The 16,585-nt window shown below is 65.7% G+C and carries 11 protein-coding genes; 10 read left to right on the top strand and 1 reads right to left on the bottom strand.

From position 1 onward, the window contains the following. Window position 1: 1 nt before the first annotated feature. From pilQ to TK49_RS00480, 4 genes are all read left to right on the top strand, one after another. Entirely contained in the window at window positions 2-2,161 is a 2,160-nt protein-coding gene (pilQ, locus tag TK49_RS00495) for a temperature dependent type IV pilus secretin PilQ (protein WP_276203705.1), read from the top strand. 141 nt (window positions 2,162-2,302) lie between these two features. Further along, entirely contained in the window at window positions 2,303-2,875 is a 573-nt protein-coding gene (locus tag TK49_RS00490) for a shikimate kinase (protein ID WP_180964246.1), read from the top strand. Beyond that, window positions 2,872-3,978 carry a 3-dehydroquinate synthase gene (gene aroB / locus TK49_RS00485; protein ID WP_045785016.1) on the top strand — a complete coding sequence of 369 codons (1,107 nt, stop codon included), beginning with the start codon at window positions 2,872-2,874 and terminating at the stop codon, window positions 3,976-3,978. Before TK49_RS00490 ends, aroB begins: the two co-directional genes overlap by 4 nt. Window positions 3,979-3,997: 19 nt before the next feature. Next, complete coding sequence (locus tag TK49_RS00480) at window positions 3,998-5,164, top strand: deoxyguanosinetriphosphate triphosphohydrolase (RefSeq protein ID WP_045785015.1); 1,167 nt, start codon at window positions 3,998-4,000, stop codon at window positions 5,162-5,164. A 187-nt stretch (window positions 5,165-5,351) separates the two neighbouring features. Here the strand turns inward: TK49_RS00480 and TK49_RS00475 are convergent, their stop codons facing one another. Beyond that, window positions 5,352-6,026, bottom strand: a complete 675-nt coding sequence (locus TK49_RS00475; RefSeq protein WP_045785014.1) for an OmpW/AlkL family protein — start codon at window positions 6,024-6,026, stop codon at window positions 5,352-5,354. Between the two features lie 233 nt (window positions 6,027-6,259). On the opposite strand from TK49_RS00475, the gene TK49_RS00470 reads away from it, so the two are divergent. The 6 genes from TK49_RS00470 (at window position 6,260) to mlaE (ending at window position 16,574) form a co-directional block, all read left to right on the top strand. Continuing rightward, complete coding sequence (locus TK49_RS00470) at window positions 6,260-6,985, top strand: transposase (RefSeq protein WP_045785013.1); 726 nt, start codon at window positions 6,260-6,262, stop codon at window positions 6,983-6,985. A gap of 250 nt (window positions 6,986-7,235) precedes the next feature. After that, on the top strand, window positions 7,236-11,957 hold the full coding sequence (locus TK49_RS00465) for a glutamate synthase-related protein (protein ID WP_045785012.1): 4,722 nt from the start codon (window positions 7,236-7,238) through the stop codon (window positions 11,955-11,957). Window positions 11,958-12,077: 120 nt separating this feature from the next. Next, complete coding sequence (locus TK49_RS00460) at window positions 12,078-13,541, top strand: glutamate synthase subunit beta (RefSeq protein ID WP_045785011.1); 1,464 nt, start codon at window positions 12,078-12,080, stop codon at window positions 13,539-13,541. 163 nt (window positions 13,542-13,704) lie between these two features. After that, the gene (locus TK49_RS00455; protein ID WP_045785010.1) at window positions 13,705-14,736 is read left to right on the top strand and encodes a tripartite tricarboxylate transporter substrate binding protein; all 1,032 of its coding nucleotides are present in this window, start codon (window positions 13,705-13,707) and stop codon (window positions 14,734-14,736) included. A gap of 231 nt (window positions 14,737-14,967) precedes the next feature. Beyond that, entirely contained in the window at window positions 14,968-15,810 is an 843-nt protein-coding gene (locus TK49_RS00450) for an ABC transporter ATP-binding protein (RefSeq protein WP_045785009.1), read from the top strand. Next, a complete protein-coding gene (mlaE, locus tag TK49_RS00445) occupies window positions 15,807-16,574 on the top strand; it encodes a lipid asymmetry maintenance ABC transporter permease subunit MlaE (protein WP_045785008.1) in 768 nt (255 codons plus the stop codon). The genes TK49_RS00450 and mlaE overlap by 4 nt, the downstream gene beginning before the upstream one ends. Window positions 16,575-16,585: the final 11 nt, after the last annotated feature.

Raw genomic sequence — 16,585 nt, 5'->3', positions numbered from 1 at the left:
GATGCGTCTCGTGAAGGGCGGCCTGTCCCAGGCTGCCCGAGTGGCCCGGGGGGGCGCGGTGGCATGGCTTGCGCTGTGCTGGGTTTTCATGGCGGGCCAGGCCGCTGCTCAGCAGGCCGCGCCGGCTGCGGCCGCCGCCGCCAATGCGATCGAGAAGGTGGAGCAGGCCACGGCCGGTGAATCCACCGTCGTGACGATCACGCTCAAGAGCGCGCCGGCGCAGAAGCCGGTCGAGTTCAGCACGCAGCAGCCTGCGCGCATCGCCATCGATTTCTTCGGCGCCGGTTTCGCACAGGGCCGTGCCAACTACCAATATGGCGGCAAGCTGCTGCGCTCGGCCAACGTGGTGCAGATCGGCGATCGCACGCGCGTGGTGCTCGATCTGGTGCGCCAGACTCAGTACAAGTCGGAAGTGCGCGGCAACCAGTATGTGTTGACGCTGGAGGCCGCGCCCGTGGCCTCGGCCGCGCCGGCGCCGACGTTCTCTGCACCGCCGCCCACGGCGGGCGCCGAGCGTCCGGCCGTACGCAACGTCGATTTCCGTCGCGGCGAAGACCAGGCGGGCCGCGTGGTCGTTGACCTGTCGACGGCCAACTCGGCGATCAACATTGCTCAGCAGGGCCAGAATCTCGTGGTCGACTTCGTGGGCGCCACGCTGCCGCAATCGCTGCGCCGCCGTTACGACGTGAGCGACTTCGGTACGCCCGTGCAGGCCATGCGCGCGACCGACAACGGCACCGGCGCACGTCTGATCATCGAGCCGCGCGGCAACTGGCAGTACAGCTCGTACCAGACCGACACGCAGTTCGTGGTCGAAGTGCGCCCGACCAAGGAAGACCCGAACAAGCTGATCGCTGGCCCGGGCTACCGCGGTGAGCGCCTGTCGCTGAACTTCCAGAACATCGACGTGCGCTCGCTGCTGCAGGTCTTTGCCGACTTCACCAACCTGAACATCGTCACGAGCGACAGCGTCACGGGCACCTTGTCCCTGCGGCTGAAGGACGTGCCATGGGATCAGGCCCTGCAGATCGTGCTCGACTCCAAGGGCCTGGCTTCGCGCCGCAACGGCAACGTGCTGTGGGTCGCGCCGCGCGGTGAGCTGGCCACGAAAGAGAAGGCCGAACTCGAGTCGCAGCAGCAGGTGACCGAACTGGAGCCGCTGCGCAGCCAGGTGTTCCGCCTGAACTACCAGAGCGCGGGCGACGTGCGCAACATGCTGCTGGGCGCCGGCGCTGCTGGTGGCGCCGGCGGCGCGGCCGGCGGGGCCGCAACGTCTCGCGTCCTGTCCAAGCGCGGCTCGCTGACCGCCGATCTGCGCACGAACCAGCTCTTTGTTTCCGACATCCCGAGCAAGCTGGAAGAGGTGCAGGCCTTCATCCAGAAGATTGACATCCCGGTGCGCCAGGTGATGATCGAGGCACGCATCGTCGAGGCCGACGACACGTTCAGCCGCAACCTGGGCGCCAAGCTGGGCTTCATGAACCGGACGAATGGTTCCGGCGTGGGCAACTCGTACACCAACGTGCTGTCGCCGATTACGGAAAACGCCAAATGGGACAACAGTCCGGCGATCAGCTTCCCGGCCAACGGCATTAACGGCGTGAATGCCGCAAGTTTGGCGGTGAGTCTGTTCAATGCCGGCGCGAATCGCTTCCTGGCGCTCGAGCTGTCCGCGCTGGAAGCCGATGGCCGAGGCAAGATCATCTCGAGCCCGCGCGTAGTGACCGCCGACAACATCAAGGCGCTGATCGAGCAGGGTACCGAGATCCCGTACCAGCAGGCGACGTCTTCGGGCGCCACGTCGGTGTCGTTCAAGAAGGCCAACCTGAAGCTGGAGGTCACGCCCAAGATCACGCCGGACGGCAACGTCTTTCTGGATGTGGACGTCAACAAGGACAGCGTCGGCATCCAGACCACCAACGGCTTCGCCATCGACACCAAGCACGTGCAGACGCAGGTGCTCGTCGAGAACGGCGGTACGGTGGTGATCGGCGGCATCTACACGCAGAACGAGCGGACCGACGTGAACAAGGTGCCGCTGCTGGGCGACATCCCGGTGGTGGGCAACCTGTTCAAGAGCACCAACAAGATCAATAACCGCACCGAGCTGCTCGTCTTCCTGACGCCGCGGGTGCTGTCCGACCAGCTGTCGCTGAAGTAACACAGCGGCGGGGGCGTGCGACCTCGGAGCCCGGCGTCCTTCGTGGAGCGCCGGGCTTTTTTGTGTTCTGCAGCCGGGTTTGTGCGGGATAGCGGGCAAATGCCACTACAATCAGGCACAACTTCCTGATTTCACGCGATTTTGTCTGTTTCCAACGTTTTTTTCGTCGGCCTGATGGGCGCGGGCAAGACTACGGTCGGGCGCGCCGTGGCTCGCCGGCTGGATCTGCCGTTCTTCGATTCGGATCATGAGATCGAGGCGCGCTGCGGGGTGCGCGTGCCGGTGATTTTCGAGCACGAAGGCGAAGTCGGCTTCCGCAACCGCGAGACGCACATGATCGACGAGCTCACATCGCGCCAGGGGGTGGTGGTGGCCACCGGCGGCGGCGCAGTGTTGCGGCCGGAAAACCGGGCGTTCCTGCGCGAGCGCGGCACGGTCATCTACCTGCGGGCGAATCCGCACGATCTGTATCTGCGTACGCGCCACGACAAGAACCGCCCGCTGCTGCAGACCGAAAACCCGCGTGCCAGGCTGGAAGAGCTGCATGCGGTTCGCGATCCGCTCTACCGCGAGGTGGCGCACTTCGTCATCGAGACCGGCAAGCCCACTGTCGCCCAGCTTGTTAATATGGTCCTGATGCAACTCGAGATGGCCGGCATCGTCGCGCCGCCTGCGGGTTCCCCCATTCCGTCGCAAGTCTCCCGCTCGTCATGATTACCGTTGATGTCGACCTTGGTGATCGCGCCTATCCGATCCATATCGGGTCGGGGCTGCTGGCCCAGGCCGAATTGTTTGCCCCCCACATTCGCGGCGCGCGTGCCGTGATCGTCACCAACGAAACGGTGGCGCCACTGTACGCGGCCAAGGTCGAGGCGGCCGTCCGCTCCCTCGGCAAGGCCGTCGACACCGTTGTGCTGCCCGATGGCGAGTCGTTCAAGAAGTGGGAAACGCTGAATCGCATCTTCGATGCGCTGCTCGCCTCGGGCGCCGACCGCAAGACCACGCTGGTCGCGCTGGGTGGCGGCGTGATCGGCGACATGACGGGCTTTGCCGCCGCCTGCTACATGCGCGGCGTGCCCTTCATCCAGGTGCCGACGACGCTGCTCTCGCAGGTCGATTCGTCGGTGGGCGGCAAGACGGGCATCAACCACCCGCTGGGCAAGAACATGATCGGCGCATTCCACCAGCCGCAGGCGGTGCTTGCCGACATCGACACGCTGCGCACGTTGCCGCCGCGCGAGCTGGCCGCCGGCATGGCCGAGGTCATCAAGCACGGTGCGATTGCCGATGCCGACTACTTCGCCTGGATCGAACGGAACATCGCCGGCCTCAACGCCTGCGATGCGGCGTTGATGGCCGAAGCCGTGCGCGGCTCGGTGCGCATCAAGGCTGCGGTCGTGGCACAGGACGAGCGTGAATCGGGCCTGCGCGCCATCCTCAACTTCGGCCACACCTTCGGCCACGCCATCGAGGCCGGCCTGGGTTACGGCGAATGGCTGCACGGCGAGGCCGTCGGCTGCGGCATGGTGATGGCGGCCGACCTGTCGCATCGCCTTGGCTTCATCGACGTCGACACGCGCAACCGCATCACCGCGCTGACGCGTGCGGCCAACCTGCCCACCGTGGCGCCGGACCTGGGCCTCGAACGCTTCATCGACCTGATGCGCGTCGACAAGAAGGCCGAAGCCGGTGAGATCAAGTTCGTACTGCTGCGCAAGCTCGGCCAGGCGTTCGTCACCACGGTACCCGATGCCGATCTGCGCGCCACGCTGCAGCATGCGGTGCTGCGGCCGCCGACCGAGGCGCCGGTCGCCTGATGCCGCAAGCGATGGCCCGATGAACGATCGCCTCGATATGCCGCCCGCGCCGTTCGACCTGGAAGGCCATCTCGCTCCCTACGCCGCGCATGCGGCGCAGTCGCGCGGCCGCGTGCACGCCGAACCGCCGTCCACCTCGCGCACCGAGTTCCAGCGCGATCGCGACCGCATCATCCACAGCACGGCCTTCCGGCGGCTCGAATACAAGACACAGGTCTTCGTCAATCACGAGGGCGACCTGTTTCGCACGCGCCTGACGCACAGCCTTGAGGTGGCGCAGATCGCCCGGTCGATCGCGCGCAGCCTGCGGCTGAACGAAGACCTGGTGGAGGCCATCTCGCTCGCGCACGACCTGGGCCACACGCCGTTCGGCCACGCAGGCCAGGATGCGCTCAACGATTGCATGAAGCCGTACGGCGGTTTCGAGCACAACCTGCAGAGCCTGCTGGTGGTGGACCGGCTGGAAGAGCGCTACGGCGGCTTTGACGGCCTGAACCTGACGTTCGAGACGCGCGAGGGCATCCTCAAGCATTGCTCGCGCAACAATGCGGCCACGCTCGGCGATCTGGGGCGGCGGTTCCTCCAAGGGCAGCAGCCCTCGCTCGAGGCACAGCTTGCCAACCTCGCCGATGAGGTGGCCTACAACAACCACGATATCGACGACGGCCTGCGCTCGGGGCTGATCACGCTGGAGCAACTCGAGGATGTGCCGCTGTGGACCGTCCATCGGCGCGAAGCGGAGGCGGCGTTTCCCGACGTCGGCGGCCGGCGCCTCATCAACGAGACGATCCGCCGCATCATCAACGCGCTGATCGTCGATCTCATTGCCACCACGCGCGCGGCCATCGCGGCGGCCGGACCGCAGAGCATCGACGACGTCCGCGCAGCCCCCGCACTGGTGGCGTTTTCCGAACCGATGCGTGAACAGGCGCGCGTGCTCAAGCGCTTCCTGTTCGACAATCTGTACCGCCACTATCTCGTGATGCGCATGGCCGCGAAGGCGCGCCGCATCATCGAAGACCTGTTTGGCGCCTTCCTGGATGACCCGCGCCTGCTGCCACCGCAGTACCAAGCCAAGGACCAGCCCGAAGAGCAGCCGCGCTGGATCGCGCACTACATCGCCGGGATGACGGACCGTTACGCCATCAAGGAGCATCGCCGCATCTTTGCGGTGGATGCGGTGTGAGGCCGGCATCGGGCGGGCGTTGAGCGCCCGTCGCGCTGAAAAAGCAAGCGAAAAAAAAGCCCGGCCGCCCCAACGCATGCCGGGCCCAACGCGCCAACCACCGCCGACGAGCGCCCCCGCCGTCGACGGCCCCTGCGGCACGCCGGAAAAGTCGATCAGGACAGTGTCTGTTCGCTGACCGCCTCCCTCAGAACCGATACCCCAGCCCGATGCCCAGCAGCCAGGGGTCGACCTTCACCTTGCTGATCGTCTGCCCGGCCAGCTTCACGTCGGCGCTGATCCATGTCTTCTTCAGGTCGACGTTGAAGTACAGGCGCTCGGTCAGGCGATAGTCGAAACCCACCTGCAGCGCAGGGCCGATGCTGTTCCTGCTCATGTCCAAGTTGCCGACGCCCGGAACGTGAAGGTCGACGTTTGAGATGCGCGTGTAGTTGATGCCCGCGCCCACATACGGCTTGAAGCGCGACGCGGGCGTGAAGTGATACTGCAGCGTCAGGATTGGCGGCAGGTGGCGGAAGCTGCCGATCTTGGTCGGGCCGCCGAGCGCGCTTTGCATGACCGTCACGTCATGCTGTTGCGGATACGTCAGGATCAGCTCGGCTGCCACATTCGGCGTGAAGAAGTACGAGACGTCCAGTTCCGGCAGCACCTTGTTGTTGATCTGGATCGCATCTGCCGGAATGGCGAGCGCCGGCACGGGGTCGGACTTGTTGGCCGCGGTCAGGTTGACAGCGCGCAGGCGCACCATCCAGTTGCCGGCGGCTGGCGGCAAGTCGGTGCTTTGTGCAAGCGCGGTTGAGCTCAGGCTGCCGGCCAGCAACCCGGCGGTGGCAACAACAGCGGCTAGGCGGACGCAGGCCATGAATCGCTCCCTCCAATCGTTTCGTGATGTGATGGGTGCCAGTCTCGCGGGGAGGTTGCCTACGCGATTTGCGCGCGATCAAGTCGACGCAGCCGCACGCCTGTGGACCGCGAGCCGGTTTGACGGTGCGCAAATTCGTGAGCGGTTCAGTAGCAAGCGTTTGCCAGCAAAAAAGTGGGGACAGGTTCATGCGGGCGGCGCTACGATACGCGTTTTCTCCTCCGGCTCTTCCCATGGCCCGCCTGCCTCGTCTCAGTCCGGTCGATGTGCCCGTACACGTGTTGCAACGCGGCAACAACCGCCAGCTCGTCTTTCGCGGCGACGACGACTACGCCTTCTACCTCGACACGCTTCGCATGGCCGCCCGCGAGCACGATTTCGCAATCCACGCCTTCGCGCTGATGCCGAATCACGTGCACCTGGTCGGAACGCCCAAGGTGGCAGAGAGTCTGTCGCGCACGCTGCAGGCGGTGGGGCGGCGCTATACCCGCTACTTCAATGCAGCGGCCCAGCGCAGCGGCACTTTATGGGAGGGGCGTTTCCGGTCCACCGTGCTGGATCCGGCCGAATGGGTGCTGCCCATGCTGTTGTATGTGGAATCGAACGCCGTACGCGGCGGGTTCGTTGCCACACCGGAAGAAGACCGGTGGAGCACGTATCGACACCATGTCGGCATTCAATCGATTCCGTGGGTGAGCGATCACTACTGCTACTGGCGGCTTGGGAATACACCGTTCGAGCGCCAGTCGCGCTATCGGACCCTGTGGCACGAGGGGCTGGGTTCGGATCAGATCGCGAAGATCCGTCAACACGTGCACAGCGGCTGGCCGCTCGGCAGCGATGCTTTTCTCGCTACGTTGGCGCGCACCGGAGGGCGCCGTGTCGCGCCGCTGCCCAAGGGGAGACCGCCCCGACAGGCCGCCGAGCCGGAGGCGGAAGACACGACGTCGGCGCGATAGGCGCGGGGCATGGGGCGCACAGTCGTGTGCACGAATTTGATCTGTCCCCATTTTTTTGACTGCACCGCATGTGTGCATTTATTAATTTAATCCGACCCCATTTAAAACCTTTTGCGTGTTACGGACCGCTCTTTTATATTCGTTTCACCCCGCATTCATGGTGCGGCGCGCCATTGGCTGTTCTGCCCGCATCCGCACCATCGAGAGGGCCGCCTACGGCGAGCTGCACCGATAACATCGGAAGAACGCCGTGGAACAACACTCCTTCCCCATCGCGCCTTCGGCGCCGTCGGCCCAGGGTCTGTACGACCCGACCAATGAACACGACGCTTGCGGCGTCGGCTTCGTCGCGCACATCAAGGGCAAGAAAAGCCACGAGATCGTCCAGCAAGGGCTGCGCATCCTGCACAACCTCGACCACCGGGGCGCTGTCGGTGCCGACCCCCTGATGGGCGACGGGGCAGGCATCCTGCTGCAGATTCCCGATCAGTTCTTCCGCGAAGAGATGGCCAAGCAGGGCATCAACCTGCCGCCGGCCGGCGAATACGGCGTCGGCATGATCTTCCTGCCGAAGGAACATGCCTCGCGCCTCGCCTGCGAACAGGAACTTGAGCGCACCGTGCGTCTGGAAGGCCAGGTCGTGCTGGGTTGGCGCGACGTGCCGGTCGACAAGACCATGCCGATGTCGCCCACGGTGCAGAAGACCGAGCCGGTGATCCGCCAGATCTTCATCGGGCGCGGCCGCGACATCATGACCACCGATGCGCTGGAGCGGAAGCTGTACGTAATTCGCAAGACCGCCAGCCACGCCATCCAGGCGCTCAAGCTCAAGCACGGCAAGGAATACTTCGTGCCGTCGATGTCGGCGCGCACGATCGTCTACAAGGGCCTGCTTCTGTGCGAACAGGTCGGCCGCTACTACCAGGACCTGGCAGACCCGCGCACGGTGTCGGCGCTGGCGCTGGTGCACCAGCGTTTCTCGACCAACACGTTCCCTGCATGGGAACTGGCGCACCCGTACCGCATGGTCGCGCACAACGGCGAAATCAACACCGTCAAGGGCAACGTCAACTGGATCAACGCGCGTACGGGCGGCATCTCGTCGCCGGTGCTGGGCGATGATCTGCCGAAGCTGTGGCCGCTGATCTATCCGGGCCAATCCGACACGGCATCGTTCGACAACTGTCTCGAGCTGCTGACGATGGCCGGCTATCCGCTGGCCCAGGCGATGATGATGATGATTCCGGAAGCGTGGGAACAGCACACGCTGATGGACGACAACCGTCGCGCCTTCTACGAATACCACGCTGCAATGATGGAGCCGTGGGACGGCCCCGCCGCCATCTGCTTTACCGACGGCCGCCAGATCGGTGCAACGCTCGACCGTAACGGCTTGCGTCCGGCGCGCTATTACGTCACCGACGACGACATGGTCGTGATGGCGTCCGAAGCCGGCGTGCTGCCGATTCCCGAGTCCCGCATCGTCAAGAAGTGGCGCCTGCAGCCGGGCAAGATGTTCCTGATCGACATGGAGCAGGGCCGCATCATCGACGACAAAGAGCTCAAGGACAACCTGGCCAATGCCAAGCCGTACAAGAGCTGGATCGATGCCGTGCGCATCAAGCTCGACGAGCTGGAAGCCAAGCCGGAAGACGTGGCCGCCGAAACCAAGCCGGCCGCCAAGCTGCTGGATCGCCAGCAGGCCTTCGCCTACACGCAGGAAGACGTCAAGTTCCTGATGGCCCCGATGGCCGCCAACGGTGAAGAAGCCGCCGGCTCCATGGGCAACGACAGCCCGCTGGCCGTGCTGTCCTCCAAGAACAAGACGCTCTACAACTACTTCAAGCAACTGTTCGCGCAGGTCACGAACCCGCCGATCGACCCCATCCGCGAAAACGTGGTGATGTCGCTCGTCTCGTTCATCGGGCCGAAGCCGAACCTGCTCGAGCTGAACAACATCAACCCGCCGATGCGTCTTGAAGTGAGCCAGCCCGTGCTGGACTTCAAGGACATGGCGAAGATCCGCAACATCGAGCACTACACCGGCGGCAAGTTCATGGCTTACGAGCTGGACATCTGCTACCCGGTCGCGTGGGGCAAGGAAGGCATCGAAGCACGCCTGGCCTCGCTGTGCGCCGAAGCCGTCGATGCGGTCAAGTCGGGCTACAACATTCTGATCGTGTCGGACCGCGGCGTGGACGAAAAGCAGGTCGCGATTCCGGCGTTGCTCGCCACGTCGGCCATCCACCATCACCTGGTGGAGAAGGGCCTGCGCACGAGCACCGGTCTGGTGGTCGAGACGGGTTCGGCCCGCGAAGTGCATCACTTTGCGCTGTTGGCCGGCTACGGCGCCGAAGCCGTGCATCCGTACCTCGCGATGGAAACGCTGGCCGAGCTCGCCCCGGGCCTGGGCCTGACCGCCGACAAAGCGATCTACAACTTCATCAAGGCGATCGGCAAGGGCCTGCAGAAGGTGATGTCCAAGATGGGCATCTCGACGTACATGTCGTACACCGGTGCACAGATCTTCGAGGCGATCGGCCTGTCGCGCGAGCTGGTGGACAAGTACTTCCACGGCACGGCATCCAACGTGGGCGGCATCGGCATCTTCGAAGTGGCCGAAGAAGCGCTGCGCCTGCACCATGACGCCTTTGGCGATGCGCCGGTCCTGGCCAACATGCTCGACGCCGGCGGCGAATACGCCTTCCGCATCCGCGGCGAAGAGCACATGTGGACGCCGGATTCGATCGCCAAGCTGCAGCACGCCACCCGCGCGAATTCGTACCAGACGTACAAGGAATACGCGAACCTCATCAACGACCAGAGCAAGCGCCACATGACGCTGCGCGGCCTGTTCGAGTTCAAGGTGGACCCGGCGCGCGCGATTCCGCTGGAAGAAGTCGAGCCGGCCAAGGAGATCGTCAAGCGCTTTGCCACCGGCGCGATGTCGCTCGGCTCGATCTCGACCGAGGCGCATACCACGCTGGCCGTGGCGATGAACCGCATCGGCGGCAAGTCGAACACGGGCGAGGGCGGTGAAGACGAGCGCCGTTACCGCAACGAGCTGCGCGGCATCCCGATCAAGCAGGGCACCAAGCTGTCGGACGTGATCGGCCGCGAAGTGGTCGAGCGCGATCTCGAACTGCAGGAAGGCGATTCGCTGCGCTCGAAGATCAAGCAGGTGGCCTCGGGCCGCTTTGGCGTGACGGCCGAGTACCTGGCGTCTGCCGATCAGATCCAGATCAAGATGGCCCAAGGTGCCAAGCCCGGCGAGGGTGGTCAGTTGCCCGGCCACAAGGTGACGGACTACATCGGCAAGCTGCGTTACTCGGTGCCGGGCGTGGGCCTGATCTCGCCCCCGCCGCACCACGACATCTACTCCATCGAAGACCTGGCGCAGTTGATCCACGACCTGAAGAACGTGAACCCGCGCGCGGACGTGTCGGTCAAGCTCGTTTCGGAAGTCGGCGTGGGCACGGTGGCCGCAGGTGTCGCCAAGGCCAAGGCCGACCACGTGGTGATCGCCGGCCATGACGGCGGCACGGGCGCTTCGCCGTGGTCGTCGATCAAGCACGCCGGCACGCCGTGGGAACTGGGCCTGGCCGAGACGCAGCAGACGCTGATGCTCAACGGCCTGCGCAACCGCATCCGCGTGCAGGCGGACGGCCAGATGAAGACCGGCCGCGACGTCGTGATCGGCGCGCTGCTGGGCGCGGATGAATTCGGCTTCGCGACCGCGCCGCTGGTGGTCGAGGGCTGCATCATGATGCGCAAGTGCCACCTGAACACGTGCCCGGTGGGCGTGGCGACGCAGGATCCGGTGCTGCGCAAGAAGTTCTCGGGCAAGCCCGAGCACGTGGTGAACTACTTCTTCTTCGTTGCTGAAGAAGTGCGCGAGATCATGGCGCAGCTGGGCATCCGCACCTTCAACGAGCTGATCGGCCGCGCCGACCTGCTCGACACGAAGGCCGGCATCGAACATTGGAAAGCGCGCGGCCTGGACTTCACGCGCATCTTCTATCAGCCGGCGAAGAAGGAAGGCGAGCCGTGCTACCAGGTTGACGTGCAGGACCACGGTCTCGATCGTGCGCTGGATCACCAGCTCATCGAGAAGGCCAAGGCTGCGCTGGAGAAGGGCGAACGTGTGTCGTTCATCCAGCCGGTGCGCAACGTCAACCGCACCGTGGGCGCGATGCTGTCGGGCGAGGTGGCCAAGCGCTACGGCCATGAAGGCCTGCCGGACGATTCGATCCACATCCAGATGCAGGGGACGGCGGGCCAGTCGTTTGGCGCCTTCCTGGCCCACGGCATCACGCTGGACCTTGTGGGCGACGCCAACGACTACGTCGGCAAGGGCCTGTCGGGCGGTCGTGTGATCGTGCGCCCGCCGCACGAATTCCGCGGTGAGCCGACGTCGAACATCATCGTCGGCAACACGGTGCTGTACGGCGCGCTGGCCGGCGAAGCCTTCTTCAACGGCGTGGCCGGCGAACGCTTCGCCGTGCGCAACTCCGGCGCCACCACGGTGGTGGAGGGCACGGGCGATCACGGCTGCGAGTACATGACCGGCGGCACTGTCGTCGTGCTGGGCGCGACCGGCCGCAACTTTGCGGCGGGCATGTCCGGTGGCGTGGCCTACGTCTATGACGAGGACGGCCTGTTCGACAAGCGCTGCAACACGGCGCAGGTCGCGCTGGAATCCGTACTGTCGGCGGCAGACCAGGAGAAGGCGCACACGCCTGCGACCTGGCACAAGGTCGGTGGCGAGCGCGTGCTCGACGAGCAGCTCCTCAAGGCGCTGGTGGAAAAGCACTTCCGCTACACCGGCTCCGAGCGCGCCAAGGAACTGCTGGCCGACTGGACCAACGCACGCCGCCGCTTCGTCAAGGTCTTCCCGACCGAGTACAAGCGCGCGCTGGCCGAGATGTACGAACGCGAACAGGAAGCCGGTCGCGAGCAAATCGCGGCTTGAGCCTGATCCAGCGACCAGGCGGATGACGGATCTTCGGTGATCCGCCGTCCGCCGCCACCGAATACAACGCAACTGATACGACGATCCGATGCACGCGTGCATCGGGTCAGGAAGGACACCATGGGCAAGGCGACCGGTTTTCTCGAATTTCCCCGCCAGAACGAGGCATACGAAGCGCCCGAAGCGCGCGTGAAGCATTACAAGGAGTTCGTGTTCGCACTGGCGGACAACGAAGCCAAGATCCAGGGCGCGCGCTGCATGGACTGCGGCATCCCGTTCTGCAACAACGGCTGCCCGGTCAACAACATCATCCCGGACTTCAACGACCTGGTGTACCGCCAGGACTGGAAGACGGCGATCGAGGTGCTGCACTCGACCAACAACTTCCCCGAGTTCACGGGCCGCATCTGCCCGGCACCGTGCGAGGCGGCCTGCACGCTGGGCATCAACGAGCTGCCGGTCGGCATCAAGTCGATCGAGCACGCCATCATCGACAAGGCCTGGGAAGAGGGCTGGGTGGCGCCGCAGGTGCCGAAGCACAAGACCGGCAAGACCGTCGCCGTGGTCGGCTCGGGCCCCGCCGGCCTGGCCGCTGCGCAGCAACTGGCGCGCGCCGGCCATGACGTGACGGTGTTCGAAAAGAACGACCGCATCGGCGGCCTGCTGCGCTACGGCATCCCCGACTTCAAGCTGGAGAAGGCGCACATCGACCGCCGCATGCAGCAGATGGAAGCCGAGGGCGTGACGTTCCGCACCGGCGTCATCGTCGGCGACAAGACGGTTCCGGCAGGCATCTGCAACGACGCGCGCGAGATGATCTCCGCCGACGACATCCTCAAGCAGTTCGACGCCGTCGTGCTGACGGGCGGTTCGGAAGTGCCGCGCGATCTGCCGGTGCCGGGCCGTGATCTGGATGGCGTGCACTACGCCCTGGAATTCCTGATCCCGCAGAACAAGGAGGTGGCCGGCGACGCGCCGAACCCGATCCGCGCGGATGGCAAGCACGTCATCGTGATCGGCGGCGGCGATACGGGTTCGGACTGCGTGGGCACGTCCAACCGCCATGGCGCCGCGTCGGTCACGCAGTTCGAGCTGCTGCCGCGCCCGCCCGAAGAAGAGAACAAGCCGCTGGTGTGGCCGTACTGGCCGATCAAGCTGCGCACGTCGTCGTCGCACGACGAGGGTTGCGAGCGCGACTGGTCGGTCGCCACCAAGGAGCTCATCGGCGAGAACGGCCGCGTGACGGCCCTCAAGGCAGTCCGCCTCGAATGGAAGGACGGCAAGATGAGCGAGATCGAAGGCAGCGAGTTTACGCTCAAGGCCGACCTCGTGCTGCTGGCGATGGGCTTTACCAACCCGGTCGGCGGCGTGCTGGACGCCTTCGGCGTGACCAAGGATGCGCGCAACAACGCACGCGCCTCCACCGAAGGCGACAACGCCTACGCGACCAACGTGCCGAAGGTGTTTGCCGCCGGTGACGTGCGCCGTGGCCAGTCGCTGGTCGTGTGGGCCATCCGCGAAGGCCGGCAGGCTGCGCGCTCGGTGGACGCGTTCCTCATGGGGCACTCGGAACTGCCGCGCTGACCACGCGGTTCGACCGGCTGACCCCAAGCCCCCAAGGCTCGCCTTGGCGGGCCTTTTTCTTTGGCGGTCGGCGGCTTCATGGTTTACATCGACATGGTTTACATGGGTGCAGGGCGGACGCGCCGATTTCTAGAATGCAATTTCCCCGGCCCCGTCTTCTTCGATGCGAATGCGCGCCCGCCATGCGTCCGTCACTGTTTCCGAAGCGCCCGATGCGCGGCGGCGGTGCGTCGTGGCGTCGCTCGCTGCGCTGTCGGCGTCGCTGGCGTTGCCCGCCCATGCGTTGCTGCAGGGCTATCCGTCTCAGTCGCTGCGTTTCGTGGTGCCGTCAGCCGAGGGCAGCGCGTTTGATGCGCTGGCGCGGGCGTTGGCCGCGCAGTTGCAGCAGCAGGTCGGCCGCCCCGTCGGTGTGGAAGACCGGCCCGCCGCCAATGGCATGGCGGCCGGCGAGGCGGTGGCCCGTGCCCCGTCGGACGGCCACACCCTGCTGCTTCAGCAGACGACGTTTGTCGCCCAGCCTGCGCTTGAAGCGGCGTCCTATGATCCGCTGCGCGACTTCCAGCCCGTGGCGATGGTGGCGGCGCTGCCGTTGTTCCTGGCGGTCGACGCGCGGTTGCCGATCCACACCATCACCGATCTCCTGGCACGGGCGCGTGCTGAAACCGTCACCGTCAATTGCGGGTCGGACGTGCTTGGCACGTGGTCCCACCTCGTTGCCGAGCAGTTTGTCCGGGACTACGCCTTTCACGCGCCGCATGTGGCCGTCCGCGGCGAGGCGGGGCTCGTCCAGCAAGTCCTCGCAGGGCGGATGGCGGCCTGCTTTGCGTGCTATCCGAGCGTGGCGGCGGCCGCCGCCAGTGGGCAACTGCGGCTGGTGGGCGTGACGGGCGGCGTGCGGTCGCGGTTTGCGCCCGCCGTCCCGACGTTGCGCGAGGGCGGCTTGGCGGGGTTCGACCGCAGTGCATGGATCGGCGCCTTCATGCCGGCGCGCACGCCGCGGCTGCTTGCCGTGCGGGCCGCGGCCGAACTGCGCCGCGCGGTCCGTTCGGTAGACGTGGGCGCGACACTGCGCGCTGGCGGCTTCGAGCCGGAATGGGACGGGCCGGACACTTTTACCCAGACCGTGCGCAGCGACGCCGCCCACTGGCAGGCGGTGATCCGGCACGCCGATCTGCGACTCGACAGCGGCGAATGAACGCAAGGGAATCGGCCTGCGCCGACAGTGCACCCTCAGCCACCTGCAAGGCCAGCGCAGCGAGCGCGGCACGCAAGCCACACAAACTGTCGGTAAGCATGGCGTGACTGACGGGCTACGCGGGTTTCCACCTATAATGGCGGGCCGCGTCGCAAGCCAGCGCGGCACCAAGAGAACAAGATGCGGCGAGCCAAAGCCGCCAATCCGCCGAGCCCTCAGCCGACAATATCCGTGTCCAGCCAGACTCCCAACGCCGTTGTCGAACTCGATCAGGTCGATTTCGCCTACCAGCCAGGCGAGCGGCGCATCCTGTCCGGCCTGTGCATGCGCGTGCCCAAGGGCAGCGTGGTGGCTGTCATGGGCGGCTCAGGTTGCGGCAAGACCACGATCCTGCGATTGATCGGCGGGCAGGTCGGCGCAGCGGCGGGCACCGTGCGCGTGCTCGGCCAGGACATCGGCGCATTGGACAAGCCTGCGCTGTACGCCGTGCGCCGCCAGATGGGCATGCTGTTCCAGTTCGGGGCGCTGTTTACCGATATGTCCGTGTTCGACAATGTGGCATTTCCGCTGCGCGAACACACCAAGCTGCCCGAGCCCCTCATCCGCGATCTCGTGCTGATGAAGCTCAACGCCGTCGGCCTGCGCGGCGCGCGCGACCTCATGCCCGCCCAGATTTCCGGCGGCATGGCCCGGCGCGTGGCGCTGGCCCGCGCGATCGCGCTGGACCCGTCGATCATCCTCTACGACGAGCCGTTCGCCGGGCTTGATCCGATCTCGCTGGGCCTGACCGCCTCGCTCATCCGCAAGCTGAACGACGCCCTGGGCGCAACGAGCATCATCGTCTCGCACGATGTGCAGGAAACGTTCCATATTGCGGACTACGTCTACTTCATCGCCAACGGCGGCATTGCCGCCGAGGGCACGCCGGCCGAGCTGACCGCCTCGACGGACCCGTTCGTGCGCCAGTTCGTGCACGGCCAGGCCGACGGCCCGGTGCCGTTCCACTACCCGGGGGTGCCGCTGGCTGACGATTTCGGCCTCGGCCAGGATGCGGCGAACGGAGGTGGGCGATGATCTCGACCATCGGCTTTCTCGTCCGCACGCTGATCAGTCGTCTCGGCTACGGCGCCCGCATGCTGCTGGCCATGTTCGCCGCATCCGGCGACGTGCTGCGCCGCCCGCGCCTGGTGATCGAGCAACTGCGCTTCATCGGCAACGATTCGTTCATCATCATTGCGGTATCGGGCCTCTTCGTCGGCTTCGTGCTGGGATTGCAGGGCTATTACACGCTGAATCGCTATGGCTCCGAGCAGGCCCTGGGCTTACTGGTGGCGCTGTCGCTGGTGCGCGAACTGGGCCCCGTGGTGACGGCGCTGCTGTTTGCCGGCCGGGCCGGTACGTCGCTCACGGCCGAAATCGGCCTCATGAAAGCCGGCGAGCAGCTGATCGCCATGGAAATGATGGCCGTGGACCCGCTGGCCCGTGTGCTGGCGCCGCGTTTCTGGGCCGGGTTCATTGCCATGCCGCTGCTGGCTGCGATCTTCAGCGCGGTCGGCATTCTGGGTGGATACTTTGTCGGCGTGGGCCTGATCGGCGTGGATGCCGGCGCGTTCTGGTCGCAGATGCAGGCCGGCGTGGATGTGGTGGACGACGTGCTCAACGGCGTCATCAAGAGTGTGGTGTTCGGCGTGGCCGTGACCTTCATCGCGCTGTTCCAGGGCTACGAGGCCAAGGCGACGCCCGAGGGCGTGTCGCGTGCGACCACGCGGACGGTGGTGATCGCGTCGCTGGCCGTGCTGGCGCTGGACTTCGTGCTGACGGCGCTGATGTTCAGCTAAGCCGCCGCCAC

Source organism: Ralstonia mannitolilytica, assembly GCF_000954135.1.
Lineage (GTDB): Bacteria > Pseudomonadota > Gammaproteobacteria > Burkholderiales > Burkholderiaceae > Ralstonia > Ralstonia mannitolilytica.
This window is presented reverse-complemented; position numbering and strand designations above follow the sequence as displayed.